Source organism: Enterobacter sp. JUb54 (assembly GCF_014298075.1).
Classification (GTDB): domain Bacteria; phylum Pseudomonadota; class Gammaproteobacteria; order Enterobacterales; family Enterobacteriaceae; genus Klebsiella; species Klebsiella lignicola.
On record NZ_CP060418.1, the window covers coordinates 727,847 to 743,813 of the forward strand.

At 59.5% G+C, this 15,967-nt stretch carries 14 protein-coding genes; 5 read left to right on the plus strand and 9 right to left on the minus strand.

Annotation, left to right across the window (positions count from 1 at the left end; translation table 11 throughout):
* Positions 1–31: 31 nt before the first annotated feature.
* The 9 genes from HF679_RS03275 to HF679_RS03315 all read right to left on the minus strand — a co-directional run bounded on the left by HF679_RS03275 (position 32) and on the right by HF679_RS03315 (position 11,461).
* The gene (locus HF679_RS03275; RefSeq protein WP_123754837.1) at positions 32–2,152 is read right to left on the minus strand and encodes a TonB-dependent siderophore receptor; all 2,121 of its coding nucleotides are present in this window, start codon (positions 2,150–2,152) and stop codon (positions 32–34) included.
* 264 nt (positions 2,153–2,416) lie between these two features.
* Positions 2,417–3,058 carry an MOSC domain-containing protein gene (locus tag HF679_RS03280; protein WP_227540108.1) on the minus strand — a complete coding sequence of 214 codons (642 nt, stop codon included), beginning with the start codon at positions 3,056–3,058 and terminating at the stop codon, positions 2,417–2,419.
* 40 nt (positions 3,059–3,098) lie between these two features.
* On the minus strand, positions 3,099–5,069 hold the full coding sequence (locus HF679_RS03285; RefSeq protein ID WP_187042604.1) for a TonB-dependent receptor plug domain-containing protein: 1,971 nt from the start codon (positions 5,067–5,069) through the stop codon (positions 3,099–3,101).
* 25 nt (positions 5,070–5,094) lie between these two features.
* Positions 5,095–5,949 carry a ModD protein gene (gene modD / locus HF679_RS03290; RefSeq protein ID WP_154144820.1) on the minus strand — a complete coding sequence of 285 codons (855 nt, stop codon included), beginning with the start codon at positions 5,947–5,949 and terminating at the stop codon, positions 5,095–5,097.
* The gene (locus HF679_RS03295) at positions 5,946–6,749 is read right to left on the minus strand and encodes a class I SAM-dependent methyltransferase (RefSeq protein ID WP_123754834.1); all 804 of its coding nucleotides are present in this window, start codon (positions 6,747–6,749) and stop codon (positions 5,946–5,948) included. The genes modD and HF679_RS03295 overlap by 4 nt, the downstream gene beginning before the upstream one ends.
* A gap of 2 nt (positions 6,750–6,751) precedes the next feature.
* A complete protein-coding gene (locus HF679_RS03300) occupies positions 6,752–7,516 on the minus strand; it encodes an ABC transporter ATP-binding protein (RefSeq protein WP_187042605.1) in 765 nt (254 codons plus the stop codon).
* Positions 7,513–8,505 carry a FecCD family ABC transporter permease gene (locus HF679_RS03305; protein ID WP_123754832.1) on the minus strand — a complete coding sequence of 331 codons (993 nt, stop codon included), beginning with the start codon at positions 8,503–8,505 and terminating at the stop codon, positions 7,513–7,515. The genes HF679_RS03300 and HF679_RS03305 overlap by 4 nt, the downstream gene beginning before the upstream one ends.
* On the minus strand, positions 8,502–9,527 hold the full coding sequence (locus HF679_RS03310; RefSeq protein WP_123754831.1) for an ABC transporter substrate-binding protein: 1,026 nt from the start codon (positions 9,525–9,527) through the stop codon (positions 8,502–8,504). The genes HF679_RS03305 and HF679_RS03310 overlap by 4 nt, the downstream gene beginning before the upstream one ends.
* Positions 9,528–9,709: 182 nt before the next feature.
* The gene (locus HF679_RS03315) at positions 9,710–11,461 is read right to left on the minus strand and encodes an alpha,alpha-trehalase (protein ID WP_123754830.1); all 1,752 of its coding nucleotides are present in this window, start codon (positions 11,459–11,461) and stop codon (positions 9,710–9,712) included.
* On the opposite strand from HF679_RS03315, the gene HF679_RS03320 reads away from it, so the two are divergent.
* The 5 genes from HF679_RS03320 to HF679_RS03340 all read left to right on the plus strand — a co-directional run bounded on the left by HF679_RS03320 (position 11,443) and on the right by HF679_RS03340 (position 15,956).
* Positions 11,443–11,670 carry a hypothetical protein gene (locus HF679_RS03320; protein ID WP_187042606.1) on the plus strand — a complete coding sequence of 76 codons (228 nt, stop codon included), beginning with the start codon at positions 11,443–11,445 and terminating at the stop codon, positions 11,668–11,670. The genes HF679_RS03315 and HF679_RS03320 overlap by 19 nt on opposite strands.
* An 11-nt stretch (positions 11,671–11,681) precedes the next feature.
* Complete coding sequence (locus HF679_RS03325; protein WP_187042607.1) at positions 11,682–12,575, plus strand: alpha/beta hydrolase; 894 nt, start codon at positions 11,682–11,684, stop codon at positions 12,573–12,575.
* A gap of 206 nt (positions 12,576–12,781) precedes the next feature.
* The gene (locus tag HF679_RS03330; protein WP_123754828.1) at positions 12,782–14,221 is read left to right on the plus strand and encodes a circularly permuted type 2 ATP-grasp protein; all 1,440 of its coding nucleotides are present in this window, start codon (positions 12,782–12,784) and stop codon (positions 14,219–14,221) included.
* The gene (locus HF679_RS03335; RefSeq protein WP_123754827.1) at positions 14,215–15,144 is read left to right on the plus strand and encodes an alpha-E domain-containing protein; all 930 of its coding nucleotides are present in this window, start codon (positions 14,215–14,217) and stop codon (positions 15,142–15,144) included. Before HF679_RS03330 ends, HF679_RS03335 begins: the two co-directional genes overlap by 7 nt.
* Positions 15,141–15,956: a transglutaminase domain-containing protein gene (locus HF679_RS03340; RefSeq protein WP_174508079.1), complete on the plus strand. Its 816-nt coding sequence runs from the start codon at positions 15,141–15,143 to the stop codon at positions 15,954–15,956. The genes HF679_RS03335 and HF679_RS03340 overlap by 4 nt, the downstream gene beginning before the upstream one ends.
* The last annotated feature ends 11 nt before the right edge of the window (positions 15,957–15,967 follow it).

Genomic DNA, 15,967 nt, shown 5'->3' on the forward strand with positions numbered 1-15,967 from the left:
CCGGCCGGTACCTGACCACCGGGGGCGTTTATCAGAAGTCGTAGCCGACGGTGGCGGTGATGCTACGCTCGGCGCCCCAGTAGCAGTTGCCGGTGCCGTAGCAGCCGGAGACATACTCCCGGTCGCTGAGGTTGTTGGCATTGACCTGAACAAAAGCCCCTTTCAACGACGGCGACCAGACGCCGAGATCGGCGCGAACCATCGCATCCAGCAGCGTTACCGACGGCAGACGCTCGGTGTTGGCATCATCTGCCCACTGTTTACCAATATAGCGCACGCCAGCTCCCGCGCTGATCCCGGCCGGGAACTGATAACGCGCCCAGAATGAAGCCATCTGATCCGGCGTGAGCTGCGGGGTATTGTCGTTGGTGCCATCTTTGGTGTCCTGGAAGCGCAGGCGGTTCCAGGTGTAGGAGGCCAGGGTGCTCAGCTCAGGCGTAATCTGGTTATGCATCTCCAGCTCGACCCCTTGCGAGTGAACTTTGCCGGCCGGAATAAAGGTGGCGGTGGCGATATTCGGATCGCGGGTGGCCACGTCTTTCTGGGTTAAATCATAGATGGCGATACTGTACATATCGCGGGTCCCCGGAGGCTGGAATTTCAGCCCCGCTTCCAGCTGTTCGGCGGTGGTCGGTTTCAGCAGCGTTCCGTCGGCGCCCGGCAGCATCGCCGGTGTAATGGCCTGGCTGTAGCTCAGGTACGGCGAGAGGCCGTTTTCCAGGGCATACAGCAACGACGCGCGACCGCTGATATGGTCATCGGAACGGCGGCTGGAGGTGCCGAAGGTATCGCTGACCTGCTGCGAGACGATGCGATCGTAACGGCCGGAAACATCAAGATGCCAGCGATCCCACACCATTTCATCCTGCAGATAAATCCCGGTCTGATAGTAGCGACGATTATTGTTATCGCTGTAGGTCACGGTGTGTCCGGTTTGCGCGGTATAGCCGCTAAACGGATCGAGCGGCGAGGCGCTGCCGGCACCGGTCCACAGATCGTTGCGGAAGCGGTGATATTCCGCCCCGAGGATCAGCGTATGGGCCAGTTCACCGGTGGTGAAGTCGGCGCGCAGGCGGTTGTCGGTGGACCACGCATCCAGCGATCCACGAGAGCCGCTGTAGCCGCGGGCCAGCATATCGCTGTCGCCAACCCAGCCGACCTGGTAGACCTGATCGAGGGAGACGTTGGTATGGGTGTAGCTCCCGGCGGAGTAAGCCGACCAGGTATCGTCGAACTGATGGCTAAACTCGTAGCTGTAGATCTGCTCGCGACGCTGATAGCCGTCGGACGGATCGCCTTCATTGGTGCTGGTGGAGAGCTTGCGCCCGTTGTGCGCGTAGCGGGTGCCGTCCAGCGGCAGCGAGCCGTGGTAGCCGCCCGACGGATCTTTTTGCAGGTAAGCGCGCAATAACAACGAGGTGTCGGCGTCCGGCTGCCAGAGCAGGGACGGGGAGATGGCATAACGCTCTTCACGGGTATTGTCGTACTGGGTGTCGCTGTTACGCGTCATCCCGATGATCCGGTACGCCCACTGGTCGTTAATGGCATCGGTATAATCGAAGGCGGCCCCTTTGGTGTTTTGCGTCCCGCCGCTCAGGCGGAAATGGCCTTCGGAAGTAAACTGCGGGCGTTTCGAGGTCAGGTTAACCACGCCGCCGGGCACGCTCTGGCCATACAGCGCCGAAGAGGGGCCGCGGATCACATCAACCCGCTCGATAAACCACGGGTCAATCTGCAGGACGTTGTGGCTCCCGCCATCGCTCATCAGACGCATGCCGTCGAGGAACAGGTTATCCACGTCGCCGCCGTGATAGCCGCGCAATGACACCGTATCAAAACGGGTCGCGCCGCCGCCAAAGCTGGAGTACACGCCTGGGGTATATTCCAGCGCCTGGCTGATGGTGTTGGCCCCCTGGTCATCCATTTGCTGTCGGGTGATCACCGAGACCGACTGCGCGGTGGTGATTAACGGCTGGTCGGTTTTGGTGGCCCCGGCGGAGGTTTTCGCGCTATAGCCCTCGGTGGGGGCGGTGGCGGAGTCAACGGGTTGCGCGGTGACGACCACGGTCTCTTCCGCCACGCTGGCGAGAGGGAAGGCGGCGGCCAGGGCGCACAGGAGCGCGGAGCGTTTAAAGGTGGTGCGGGCGATCATGGCATAATCCTGAGTAACCGCAGCCTGGTACTCCTGTACGCCGCTACGGAAAAGGCGAAAGTGTCTTCTTTCGTAAAAAAGTAATGCGAATTATTATTGTTACTCTTTGCGTTATCAAGTGATGATTGCGTAGCGTGACAATCAAAACCCATGAAAAGGTTACTGTTTACTGAGTACATCTGGGACAGCGCGGGGCGTGCGGGACAGTCGACGGGATGACTGGCTACCAGATCTGGTAGCCAGGGTGAACGAAAACCAGGGGAGTTACGGACGACTGTCTAAGCGTAGTAACGCAATCGCCCGCCAGGGCGCGGCAAGGTAGGGCATTGCCGATAGCGCCAGCAGCTCTTCCCTGGTGCCGCCGTCACCGAAGATAATCGATTGAACCCGGCTGAGCGGCCACTCTGTGGCGGAGCGGTCGATCAGCCGGAATGTATCACCGCAACGTGTTTCTCCGGGCCTGACAACCCGATAAAACCAGCCGTTGCGCGACAGGTTGTGCATCAGCATCGGCGCATCAGGATCCTGTAAGCGCGTTGCCATCGTCTGACAGGCAACGCGTCCCCAGCTGATTTGCACTTCAGCATCGCCAAGGCGAAACACATCGCCGGGACAGACGTCGTGTTCCGTCATCCCGTAAGTGGAAAAGTTTTCGCCAAACAGACCGGTATACAGATGCTGCCCGGAGAGTGCCGGGTATCGTTCACGCCAGAATTCATAATGTTCGCGCGCATAGTGCATCAATGCACAGTCCGGATCCTCAAAATGTTCCTGAACGCCGTTGTCTGCCTCCAGACCATGGGCACTGAGGTACACGCTGCCGCTTAATGCGACTTTGCGTAGTGAACCATCCGCCTGGCGTTGATTGCCGAGTATCGAACGTAGCACCACGTTAACATCTGTCATTATAGGGTTCTCCATATAGCTCCGCAGGGCGGAGAATGAATCAGAAGGTGTATTCCACGCCGGCCCAGAAGTTTCGGCCCTCTTCGATAAACCCCTCGCTATAGTAGTAGCGGGTATCAAAGAGATTATTGATTGAGGCGTTGAGGCTAAAGCCGTGACCAATGGCATAGTCAGCACGCAGGTGAGAGATAGCGAACCCTGCCGCTGTTTGCGAACCGTCGCTGTTGCTGTAGCTGGAAGAACGCGCCTCTTCAGAGAGCGTAACCTTGAGTGACGCCGTCGGTTTAAACGTCAGCCAGGCGTTGAGCGTTTGGTCCGGCAGGCCGGTAATTTTGCCCACGTCTTGTTGTTTAGGATTGCTGTGGACCCAGCCATAGCTTAGCCCGACGTCCAGCCACGCCAACGGCGATCCCTTAATGCCCAGATCAAGACCGGTATAGTCGACCTGGCCGCTGTTCTGATTCTGAACCGTATCGGCATCAATATTAATCGACAAAATTGCGTCGCTGACCTGTTTGTACCAGGCGCTGATTTCATAGGCCCAGCTATCGCTAAGATGACCGTTCCAGGTCAGGTCAAGGCTGCGGGCTCGCTCGGGTTTCAGCTGCGGGTTGACCAACGAAATCTGATCTTTGGCCGGTTTAGTCGTGGTGTAGCGCTCTTTTAGCGTCGGAAAGCGGGTGCGATCGGACCAGGAAAACGCGAGGGTATCCTGATTAGCAAAATGATAGCGGGCCAGCGTTTCCCAGTTGAACGCATTCTGCCTGTTGCCGTCATAGCGGGTCAGGCTGCCGTTTTTTTCATGTTTTATGCCCTCAATACTGTTGCGCCAGTCGTAGCTCAACCCGACGACGATATCGAGATTGTCCATCGCCTCCCATTGATATTCGCTGGCGAATGACCAGGTACGATCCTGGTAACGATCGTAGGGCCCGTCACTGGTACTTTTTTCTCGGTGGACATCATCTTTCCAGTTGACGGCAAAGGCGAGCTGATCGTTATGACGAACGTCGGCGGAGAGCTGTAGACCCGCGCCGGTGCTGTAATCGTTATAGCGGCTGTAGATGCCATTTTTGCTACGCAGATCGCCCAGCGAGTTATACATCATCAGGGTATTTTTGAAGGTGTCGTGATACAGGCGGCTTTTTAGCGTGAAACGCTCGCCGAGGTGCGTTGTGCCTTGATAGTAGTAGCTCTCTTTATCGTACTCCGGCCACTGCCAGTATCGGGCTTTCTGCGAACTGCTCCCGGCATAGGGTGGGTTCTGTTTCTCGCCATCCTGCTTAATCCAGGTCAAGGCGTACTCATCATTGCCTCGTGGGGTGAAGCCGAGCTTCACGATGCCGCGTTTATCATCGCTCGCCGAATTTGTCATTTTGCCGTCTTCACCGGCGACCGGGTTGGTTGTTCCATGCGGCAACCCCAGGACGTCGCGCTTCAGGCGGCTGCCGCTGAGCTGGAAATAGCCCAAATCATTGCTTGCGCCAAATGAGGCATGCGTGTCATAGGCATTGTCTTCACTGCGGCTCCAGCCTTGGCGGTAGCCGATGTTGGCTTCCAGGGGCTTGGTCGGGCGAGGTGTCGTAATATTGATAGTACCCCCCATCTGGTTGGGGCCTTGAAGCAAGGAAGAGTAGCCTTTCGATACTTCAACTGAGGCCACGTCCGAGGTGAGAAAGCGCCCGAGATCGAGATTGCCATCGTAGGGAACATAAACCGGTACACCGTCGAAAAATACGGGTACCTGGCGGCTGTCAAAGCCGCGCACTTTTACCTGCAGTTCATTGCGGTTACCTGATTTTTGCAACACCACGCCAGGTACAACCGAAAGGGCATGTGCAACATCCTGTTTATCCAGACTCTGGATAGTCTCCTGCCCGAGAATGCTGATCGTTGTTGCGGGAATGGCGCTGGACCATACGGTCATTGCCTCTTCCGGGCGTTCCGCCCACGCGAGCTGACTGACCAGCAGACCGATCGAGATACAAAGGTACTGTTTCCTGACTCTCATTTTTATTATTCCTTTATCAGTTTTTTTATTTTGATGCCTTCGGCTGCAGTCGAACCTGAATATCAGCCGGCGGCGCGTACCACGGCGCCGAAGTTATAAACAACTCAATTCCACAATCGAGGTATTGCCCCAGGCTGCCCAGAGTGATCCCGCCGGTCAGCGCCAGCGTGCAAGCAGGGGCAATATCGCGAGCGTGACCGGCGACCTGACGGGCCTGTTCGGGGGTAAATTTATCCAGTTGCAATATGTCGGGCTGCGCCTGCAGCGCGGCCAGTGCTTCGGGGAGGGTGTCGGCTTCGACCGCCACTTTCTTTTCAGGTGAGCGCTGGCGCAGCAGGCTAATCATCTGTGCCCAGTCGCCGTTATCCGCGAAAAAATGCCGGTGGTTGGCAAATAACAGCAGGGTTTCGGCACAGCCGGCGCGGTGGATCAAGCCACCTGCTGCAACGATGGCCTGCGTACCGAGCAGGCGGGTGCCGGGAATCGCCTTACGAGTACAGGCGATGTGCGCATCGGGAAGACGGGCATGCAGCAGGTCCAGCATCTGCGACACATAGTTTGATACGCCGCAGCTCCATTCGAGCACGTTCTGCGCTGCTTTCCAGCCCTGATGCAGCGCGCTGGCGCTGCCGCTCGCCCGTAGCAACAGCCCGCAAGGTGCGGCCTGTTCGCCATCTGCAAGGGAGGTCGTGACCGTCAGGCCAAGGCTACGCAGCATCTGGGACGCAGGAGAAATGCCGCTGACGCAACCCCCCTGGCGATGACGAAATTCCATGATTCCGGGCTGGCTACCGATCCCCAGCGCCCGGGTTGTCAGGTCGCCACCCTGAATATCCTCCATCAGCCATGCATCGGTGAGCGCCTGGGGGAAGTAGATCATGCCGTCACTCCGCAATCCCAGGAGATGAGCGCCCAGTCCCGGGTGGCGGGCGCGATGGTTTGTGGGTCTTGTTGCTGATACCAGTGCTGAAGCCGCGCGCGGTCTTCATCGTTCAGCGCGCCAAGCGTCCAGCTGACGTTCTCCTCAAAACGCGCAAAAGTGGTGTTATCCCCCTGGCAGTTACCGCCGCGGATAAAATCGACCCGCGCCTGAATTCCCATCTGATACAGCACGTTCAGCGCGTAGATGTAGTTAGGCAGCTCGATGACTTCGCGTCCTAATGCCCGTTGGATGGCCGGTGACATAAACGTCGGGCTGACAAGGTGGGTGGTATAGACGCGCAGTCGCGCCTGGCGATTGAGCTTCGTCATTGCTTCGCGCATATCGCTCACCAGCGTTGAGCGCGAGGCGACCGCGATATCGCAGCGGGGAATGTCATCCCATGTGGCCTCCCAGGAACGACAGTGCCAGTGCGCATGAGTGACGTTCATCTGCGCAGCGCGCGCTCTGGCGACATCCAACATCTTCGGGCTGTAATCAACGCCGTGGACCGCGCGGAGTTTGTCAGCCAGTGCCAGGGCGACAGTACCCGGCCCGCAGCCCATATCGAACAGGGTCTGGGCGCCGGTTAAGTCGATTTTTTCCAGTAATTGTACGAGATAACCGTCTGCTGGCCGCGCGCAGTTGACGGCCATTTTTTGCGCCCTGGCGTCCCAGTGGGCGGGGGTCTTTTCCGTGCGTCCGGCAATCTTGAGCTGTTGTCGGTACAGGTGGGCAAAATCAATATCATCAATAAGCATCATCATTCCTCAAAGTGAACGTTGCCGAGATGGCGGTGGATTTGGGCGGGGGTCACGCCGTAGAGTCTGGCGAGGTTATTCGGTTGCAGCTGCGTGCGCGGTTCACCCAGGTCTGTCGTCCCGTCTGGCTCCACGCTGAGGACCGTGTCGACGATGGCGAGGGCGTGCAGCGGATGATGCGTTGCCATCAGCAGCGTGATACCGCGCCGGCGAAGCTGTTGTAGGGTATCGAGCAGGCGAATTTGATGACCAAAGTCGAGGCTTGAGGCCGGCTCATCGAGCAGCAACAGCCGTGACCGTTGTGCCAGCGCCCGGGCAATAAGCGTCAGCTGACGTTCACCGCCGCTCAACGTCGCGTAACTTCTGCTGGCGAGGTGGGCGATGCCGAGGGCATCCAGTTGTGCAAGGGCAATATCCCGTTCGCGGCTGGAGGGTTGGGAAAAGGTGCTGATATGCGGGCTAAGTCCCATGAGTACCATATCAAGGACATGAAAGGTGAACACGGCGTCATGCGCTTGCGGTACCCAGGCAATGGCGCGTGCGCGTTCGCGGGCGCACATCTGACTGATATCCACATTATCGATCAGCACCTGACCTGCACGCAGGGGAAGAAGGCCGAGGATCGATCGCATCAGGGTGGTTTTACCGCTGCCGTTGGCCCCCAGCAGGCAGCAAATCGAACCAGGCGATAGCGAAAATGACACCTCGCGAAGCACCACCCGACCCGGATAACCCACGTCAGCGTGCTGTACCCTGAGCATCGTCATGGGCGGCTCCCACGAATCAGTAGTACCAGGAAAAACGGCGCGCCAACAAACGAGGTCAGGATCCCAAGCGGGATCTCGGTCGCGCTCAGGCCACGCGCCAGGGTGTCAGTGAAGAGCAGCAGAATTGCGCCGAGCCCCATTGATACCGGCAGTAGACGCTGGTGATTACTGCCAATGAGCAGGCGCCCCGCGTGCGGGATGATGAGCCCGATCCAACCAATAATCCCGGCCACGGCCACGGCGCTGGCGGTAGTCAGGGTGGCACAAACCACCACTATCAGCCGCAAACGTGTGACATCAATACCCAATGAACGGGCTTCATCATCAGACAGCGTCAACAGGTTAAGGCGCCAGCGCAGCAGCCATAGCGGCAGACACCCGACGATCATCAGCGGGGCGGCAAAGGTCAGATCGCGTGGGGTAATGTCCGCTAACCCTCCCAGCAACCAGAAGGTGATAGAAGGGAGCTGTGTATAGGGATCGGCAAGGGTTTTGATTAATGAAATGCCAGCGCCGCATAAGGTTCCCAATGCAATGCCCACCAGTACCAGGGTGAGCGCCGGATCGCGCCGCGTGATGACGCGGGACAAGGCCCCGACTCCCGCCACCACCAGCAGACCGCCGCAAAAGGCAAATAACTGGATAAAGAATGTCGATAAGCCACACCAGATAGCAAGGCAGGCACCCAGACCCGCACCGGCGGCAACTCCAAGGATATCCGGCGAGACCAGCGGGTTACGGAACATCCCCTGGTAGGCCGTCCCCGCCGCACAGAGGGCCGCGCCGATGGCCAGTGCGGCCCCAATACGCGGCAGGCGTATCTGCCAGAAAACGACACCGGCCTGCGGTGGAAGCGAGGCGCTGTCAGGCACAAACAGGAGATCGAACAGACCTCCGACGGTGAGATCCCATGGCCCGGTGAGTAAGGCGCCCATAATGGTCAGGAGCGCGGCAAGCAGCAAGATCGTGCTAAGCGTGGATATTTTCATACGCTATGCATCAGCGTGGCGTAGCGGGCAGGGGTCAGCGTGCTGTGCCAGAAGATTTCGCTATAGCGGGTCAAATCTTCCTGAAGCGAACGCTGTATCCGCGGGTCAAGCCAGGCGTGCAGCCGACGCATTCCTGCAAGACGATTAATGCCCGGCGGGGCATCCAGCCAGCCGAACGGCAGACCGTCCAGCAGCATAACCTGGCGTTTTGCCACGGCGGTGACGCTCTGCCACGCCGGATCCTGCAGGATGTAATCGCGGGTGGCGGCATTTTGGGTCAGGATCAAGTCCGGCTGCCACGTCAGCAGATTCTCCAGTGAGACCTGGGTCAGCCCACTGCGCCCGGCAACCCGAGCGACGTTTTCCAGCCCCAGCAGTTCCGCCGCTTCGGTATGCAGCGAGCCGGCCAGTCCGGTCTCCAGCCCTTTAGCCCCGCGTGCCGCATAAAAGCGTGTTCGAGCCCCGGCTCCGGTTGAAAAAGCCTGGGCATCGGCGATAAATCTCTGCGCCAGCGCCGCCTGTTGCCGCGTACGGTCTTCGGTGCCGACGATTTCGCCAATCGCTAGAAACTGTTCGGCAGATGACGCCAGCGTTCCGCCGATCAATACCCACGGAATGTGACTGCGTTCGCTGATCCGCTGGGCCTGGGAGAGCCAGCTACCGTCGGTATCGCCGCAGTCCACCACCAGATCTGCCTCAAGCGCGAGCAGCGTTTCCAGCGACAGCGTACTGGCGTGTCCGGCCAGTCGGCCCAGTTTGGGAAGCCGGGCGATTTCCCCCGGGAAAGGTACATCCGGGAAGCGAGAAAAGTCGAAAGAGGAGAACCCCAACAGTTTTTCCGGCGCGGCGGCTAGCAGCAGCATGTCAGCCGGTGAGCCTGCGCTGATTATCCGCCGGATACCGGTGGGAGAGGGGCGATTACCGATGCTGAAAACCACAGGTGAGGCTGCCGTAGCCTTCAGGCTGGGGAAGCAGAGCAGGAAGCTGAGTGACTGGAGGAACGTCCGTCGCGAAAGAGGCATATGTTTCCATCCTGAAACAAATTGATTAAATTATCGCTGTATATTTACATATATAGCGATGGGTGGATTGCTTGAGATCAAGACATCTTGAATTAGATCGTTGCCGATCGACTCAGGAGGAAATGCAGTAAAGGCTGGTCTGGAAGAACAAGACGCGGCGGCGATCCCGCCGCGCCAGAGGGTTACGGCGCCGCTTTTGCTGCCGGAGCCGCGACTGCATCGTTGGCGGCAGGTGCGGTGGTGGGGGGCGTGCTGGTGGCGGTCGCCGGTTGGGCTGTACTGTCGACCGGGCGCGTGGCCGGCAGCGAGTCGCAGGGTTTGTCCTGCGGGCAGACCAGATCCAACATTTTCAGCGTCACACCGTTGGTCCAGCCGAAGCCGTCCTGCAGTGGATATTCACCGCCGCCTCCGCCGGTGCCCGTCGAGCTGACGTCATACTTTTCAACCAGTTTTTGCTGGCTGTTATAAGTGTGCTGGACGTTGCTGAGGAAGCGCCAGCTGACCTCGAGGGCGACCTTTTTCTGACCGTAGTTCTGCAACCCTTCCGCGGCCACCCACTGCAGCGGCGCCCAGCCGTTGGGCGCATCCCATTGCTGGCCGCTGTTGACGGTGGTGGTGGTTAAACCGCCGGGTTTCAGCAGTTGCGATTCGGCGGCAGCGGCCACCTTCGCGGCCCGCTCGCTGGAGGCGGCATTGACGTACAGCGGGAACAGGGCGGCGGCGGTCAGCTGGTTTCTGACCTTATGGGTCTTGAGGTCGTAATCGGCGTACCAACCTGCTTTATCGTTCCACAGATATTTCTCCAGCGCCTTCTGACGGGCATTGGCCTGGGCGTCATACTGCGTCGCCTTGCCGTTATCCCCGGCCGCTTTGCTGGCCCGGGAGAGCACCTTCTCCATGTGGAACATCAGGGCGTTCAGGTCCACCGGCACGATGCTGGTAGTGCGAATGGTGCCCAGCTGCTGCGGGTTATCCATCCAGCGCGAGCTAAAATCCCAGCCCGAGGCGGCGGCGGAACGCAGGTCACGATAGATCTCGGTGGCCGGGCGATTAGGGTTGTTCTTCGCGGTGGTCACATCATCAAGCCAGGATTCCGGGCGCGGGGTGTCATTATCATCCCAGTAGCGGTTCAGCAACGCGCCATCTTCCATGCGCACTACCCGCTGGTTGGCTTTCCCTGGCTCCAGCGTATCGGCGCCTTTCATCCAGTACTGGTACTCTTTTTCCATCTGCGGCAGGAAGGTTTTTAGCGCCTGATCGCCCTCGTGGCTGGCGAGCAGCTCCACCATAAACGGGAAGAACGGCGGCTGCGAGCGGCTCAGATAGTAGCTGCGGTTGCCGTTGGGGATATGCCCCCAGGTGTCAATTTCAGAGGCGAAGTTCGCCACCATATCGGCAACTTTATCCCAGTGGCCGCTCTCCGCCAGGCCCAGCATGGTGAAGTAGCTATCCCAGTAATAAACCTCGCGGAAACGCCCGCCGGGAACCACGTACGGTTTGGGCAGCGGCAGCAAAGAATCCCACTTCTCGACCTCAACGGTACTGCGGGTCAGCACCGGCCACAGGCCGTTAATATGCTGACGCAGCGTCTGGCCTTTCGGCGGCACATACTGGTCATTCTCTCGCGGCAGGGTGAAATTGAGCTCGACGAAATGGCGCAAGTCGAAGCTGGTCTGGTTTTTTTGCATCCGATAATCGGCGAGGATCATCAGCGGGTCGCTATTGGGAATGGCGTCGGCAAAGGTTTTTTGATCGGCGAAGAGCCGGGCGCTTTGCACATCGTTGAACAACGGTCCGAGCAGAATATCCGGGGATTGCGGCGTGGGGTGATTTTCCAGGGCCTGGGCGCTCAGCGTCGATAGCGCAAACAGCGCGCCTCCCAGCGCTATAGCGTAGGGCAGCGTAGGGGGGCGACGTGAAACCTGACTCGTCATGGGGCGTTCTCCTTATTATTTCAGACGGTCTTACCACTGCGTTTGACCATCAGAAAACCTTAGACGAAGATCCGCCGTCCGGGGTGTTGCAGATAACATTTTGCGTGAAAACAGATAATTTACCTGCCATTCCCCGCAGGCTGGCGACACGGCAAAACAAAAAACCTATGCTGATCGGCAGCGAATGCTGGCCGCAATTTGCCGGGTGAGGAGGGTGCAGGTGGATCGACGTCATTTTCTGCTGCTGGGGGCCGCGTCGCTGCTGGCAGGCCGCGCTGCTCAGGCCCTTGACGCTCCGCAGCAGCGATTAAATCTCTGGCCGGGAGAACCGCCGGGCGGCGGTGGCCCTTCCGGCGGGCCAGTGCTATCGGCAAGCGGCGCCCTCAGCCAGGTTGCCGTGCCGCAGATGTCGGTCTGGCAACCGGCGACAGCCCGTGGGCACGGCGTGCTGATTGCCGCCGGAGGCGGGTATCGCCATATCGAACTGGCGAAGGAGGCCTGGCCTGCCGCACGCTGGCTGACGGCGCGCGGCTATACCGCCTATGTACTGAGCTACCGGCTGCCCACGGAAGGCTGGCGGGCCGGGGCGCTGGCGCCGTTACAGGACGCCCAGCGGGCGCTGCGCCTGATCCGTCAGCGCGAGCAACGAGTCAGCCTGCTGGGGTTTTCCGCTGGCGGACATCTGCTGGGCATGGCCGCCTGCCGCGCCGCTTTTGCGGCGTACCCGGCGATAGATGCCCTCGATACGCAGCCCGCCCGCGCCGACGGGGCGGCGCTGATTTACCCGATTATTTCCCTGCTGCCGCCCTACAGCCATACCGCGACGCACCGGATCCTCGCCGGGCCGCATGCCAGTGAGTCGGTTGACCGCGCCTGGTCGGTACAGAGCTATGTGAATGCGCAAACCCCGCCCTGCTTTCTGGTTCAGGCCGAAGACGATCCGGTGTCCGATCCGCATAACACGCTGATCATGGCCGACGCCTGTCGCCAGCATCAGGTTCCGGTCAGCCTCTATCGGTATGCTCACGGCGGGCACGGTTTTGCCATGGGGCGTGCCGGTACTCAGACCGTCGAGTGGCCGGAGCACTATGCACAATGGCTGAAGGGGCGATAACCGTCATGGCGCAAACGGCCGGTTTTTTGCCTCATGGTGGTGCAAAACGGGCCTGGAACCAGCCAGCGCGCTGATGATTTTTTGCACAATCGCGCGGCACCTTCAGGAGGCATTGCACGCCGATCTCGCGACCCGCTACCTGGCATAATAAATGCTTATCTCTTACCGGGGTTACCCCAAAGTGAGTACAACCGGAGGAGACGGCCATGATAAAAATAACGCTTCCTGACGGGCATTATTATGATGAGATGCTTACCGCGCAGGGACAGCAGCGTCAGCACTATAACGCCTGGTGGCAATGGTTTCACAGCACCGATCAATTCTCTATCCGGCAAAAGAAACAGCAGGCGGAACTGCTTTTTCACCGTATCGGCATCACCTTTAACGTCTACGGGGAAGATGAGGGGACCGAGCGCTTAATTCCGTTCGATAGCGTACCGCGCATTATTCCCGCCGCAGAGTGGAAGAGGATCGATCGCGGGATCCGCCAGCGGGTCAAAGCGCTCAATGCCTTTTTATACGATATCTATCATGATCAGAATATCCTGCGTGCCGGGCTGATCCCGGCGGAGCAGGTGCTGGCCAATGAGCAATATCAGCCCTGTATGCAGGGCATCGACCTGCCCAATAATACCTATGCGCACATCACCGGCGTCGATATGGTGCGCAACAGCGACGGCCAGTATTACGTGCTGGAGGATAACCTGCGGACCCCGTCAGGGGTGTCGTATATGCTGGAAAACCGCAAGATGATGATGCGTCTCTACCCGGAGATGTTCGAAAATCACCATATTGCGCCGGTGGAACGCTATCCGGGCTATCTGCTGCAGACATTGCGTGAAAGCTCGCCGGTCGACGACCCCTGCGTGGTGGTGATGACGCCGGGGCGTTTTAACAGCGCCTATTTCGAACACAGCTTCCTGGCTCAGCAGATGGGGGTTGAGCTGGTGGAGAGCGCCGATCTGTTTATCAAATCGGGCGCCGTCTACATGCGGACCACCGAAGGGCCGCGTCGGGTGGATGTGATCTACCGGCGTATCGACGATGCCTATCTCGACCCGCTGGCCTTCCGTGCCGATTCGATGCTCGGGGTGCCGGGGCTGCTGTCGGTGTACCGCGCAGGCGGAGTGGTGCTGGCCAATGCCATCGGCACCGGGGTGGCGGACGACAAGTCTATCTATCCTTTTGTGCCGGAGATGATCCGCTTTTATCTCGGCGAACAGCCGATCCTCAACAATATTCCAACCTGGCAGTGCCGCAAGCCGGAGGATCTCCAGTACGTGCTCGGTAATCTGGAGACCATGGTGGTCAAGGAAGTGCATGGCGCCGGGGGCTACGGCATGCTGGTGGGGCCGCGCTCAACCAAAGAGGAGCGCGAGGCGTTTCGCCAGCGTCTGCTCGCCAACCCGGCCAACTATATCGGACAGGACACCCTCGCGTTATCGACCTGCCCGACGTTCGTGGAAGACGGCCTGGCACCGCGACACATTGATTTACGTCCCTATGTGCTCTCCGGTCATGAGATCCGCCTGGTGCCCGGCGGCCTGACGCGGGTGGCGCTCACGGAAGGCTCGCTGGTGGTGAACTCATCGCAGGGCGGCGGCACCAAAGATACCTGGGTAATGGAGGATGACGAATCATGCTGAGCCGGACTGCGAGTGAACTTTTCTGGATGGCGCGCTATCTGGAACGCGCGGAAAGCTATGCCCGGGTGCTGGACGTGACCTGGAAGTTATCGATGATCCCGCGCCACAGCCAGCAGTCCAGGGACCTGGCGTTGCCGCTGAATTTATCCTCAACCCATGAGCTGTTTCAGGCGCGGCATGCGCGTTTTACCATGAGCAATCTGCTCAATTTCTTCGCCCTCGATGGCAACAACCCGTGCAGCATTTACAGCTGCGTGGAGATGGCCTGGAACAATGCTCACGCGGTGCGCGGCAGCCTGTCAGCGGAGGTGTGGGAGTGCATCAACGCCACCCGCATTGAACTGCGTAAGCTGCGCCAGCAGGGGATTAGCGAGCTGGGCCCTGACGGCTTTTTCGAATGGGTCAAAGAGCGGGTGCACCTGTTTCGCGGGGCGGTTATCGGCACGCTGCTGCGCAACGATGCGCTGAGCTTTATCGGCATCGGCACGTTAATCGAACGGGCCTATTCCACGACGCAGCTGCTGTTGATTAAGGACCAGCAGCTGAACAGCGACCCGGATTCGGTGCGCGAATACTATCGTCTGGACACGCTGCTGAGCGCGGTCAGCGCCCGGGAAGCCTACAACAGCATATATCGCCAGCCGGTGAGCCGGGAAACGGTGATGGAGCTGCTGATCCTGCGCAATGACGTGCCGCGATCGCTTCGGGCCTGTATCTCTGACCTGATTGGTCAACTGGAGCATATTGCCAACGATCGCTCCCATCTGCCGCTGCGCCTGGCGCATCAGCTAAACGTCGATCTGCGTTTCAGCACCCGCGACGATCTGGCGAGCGCGGATATCCAAAGTTACCTCAACGGGCTGCTGGCGCGCATTAACGCCCTGTCCGACAGCATCAGACAAACGTATCTGGAGGCGCTATGAAACTGGTCATCGATCACCTGACCCGCTATGGCTATGACGAAGAAGTGAAGTTTTCGACCCAGTATCTGCGCCTGACGCCGCGCAGCACCGGGCGGCAAACCGTGAGCTCATGGACGCTGACGCTCCCGGATGGCTCGGCGATAACTACCACCGACGCCTGGGGCAACGTTCTGCATGTGTTAACCCTCGACAACCCGCATAAGGAGATTGCGATCCGCGCCAGCGGCGTGGTGGATATCGCTGAGGACGAGGAGGAGAACGAAATCCTTGAGGCGGAGTTGCTCTCGCCGCTGGTCTTTTTGCGCAGCACGCCGCTGACGCGCGCCGACGAGCAGATCCGTGAATTTGCCCAGCGCCTGTATCGCGGCGACGACCCGGAGGAGAGCCTGAATCAGCTGATGGCCGAGTTGCAGCTGAGAATGCCTTACACCCCAGGCTCCACTCAGGTGCAGGACAGCGCCGCCGATGCCTTTGCGCGTGCCAAAGGGGTCTGCCAGGATCATACCCATGTGTTCCTCGCCTGCTGCCGGGCGCTGGAGATCCCGGCGCGCTACGTCAGCGGCTACGTCTACAGCGATAATGCCCAGCACGTCGCGATGCACGCGTGGGCGGAAGTGTGGCTGAACGGGCGCTGGAAATCCTTTGATATCACCAACAACACCCGCCATCTGAACCAGCATCTGCGTCTGGCGACCGGGCTGGACTATCTCGATGCCTGCCCGGTACGCGGTACCCGGCTGGGCGGCGGCGGGGAAATTATGTTAACCAATGCTGAAGTGCGCGAACATTCGCAACAGGCGCAGCAGCAATAAGGGCAGGAACA

Excerpts from the sequence above, each read along its gene's own strand:
- HF679_RS03340 (WP_174508079.1), top strand. The coding sequence starts at position 15,141 with ATGAAACTGGTCATCGATCACCTGACCCGCTATGGCTATGACGAAGAA.
- HF679_RS03310 (WP_123754831.1), bottom strand. The coding sequence starts at position 9,527 with ATGCCTCTTTCGCGACGGACGTTCCTCCAGTCACTCAGCTTCCTGCTC.
- modD (WP_154144820.1), bottom strand. The coding sequence starts at position 5,949 with ATGATCTACTTCCCCCAGGCGCTCACCGATGCATGGCTGATGGAGGAT.
- HF679_RS03315 (WP_123754830.1), bottom strand. The coding sequence starts at position 11,461 with ATGACGAGTCAGGTTTCACGTCGCCCCCCTACGCTGCCCTACGCTATA.
- HF679_RS03280 (WP_227540108.1), bottom strand. The coding sequence starts at position 3,058 with ATGACAGATGTTAACGTGGTGCTACGTTCGATACTCGGCAATCAACGC.
- HF679_RS03300 (WP_187042605.1), bottom strand. The coding sequence starts at position 7,516 with ATGACGATGCTCAGGGTACAGCACGCTGACGTGGGTTATCCGGGTCGG.
- HF679_RS03285 (WP_187042604.1), bottom strand. The coding sequence starts at position 5,069 with ATGAGAGTCAGGAAACAGTACCTTTGTATCTCGATCGGTCTGCTGGTC.
- HF679_RS03330 (WP_123754828.1), top strand. The coding sequence starts at position 12,782 with ATGATAAAAATAACGCTTCCTGACGGGCATTATTATGATGAGATGCTT.
- HF679_RS03295 (WP_123754834.1), bottom strand. The coding sequence starts at position 6,749 with ATGCTTATTGATGATATTGATTTTGCCCACCTGTACCGACAACAGCTC.
- HF679_RS03275 (WP_123754837.1), bottom strand. The coding sequence starts at position 2,152 with ATGATCGCCCGCACCACCTTTAAACGCTCCGCGCTCCTGTGCGCCCTG.
- HF679_RS03305 (WP_123754832.1), bottom strand. The coding sequence starts at position 8,505 with ATGAAAATATCCACGCTTAGCACGATCTTGCTGCTTGCCGCGCTCCTG.
- HF679_RS03335 (WP_123754827.1), top strand. The coding sequence starts at position 14,215 with ATGCTGAGCCGGACTGCGAGTGAACTTTTCTGGATGGCGCGCTATCTG.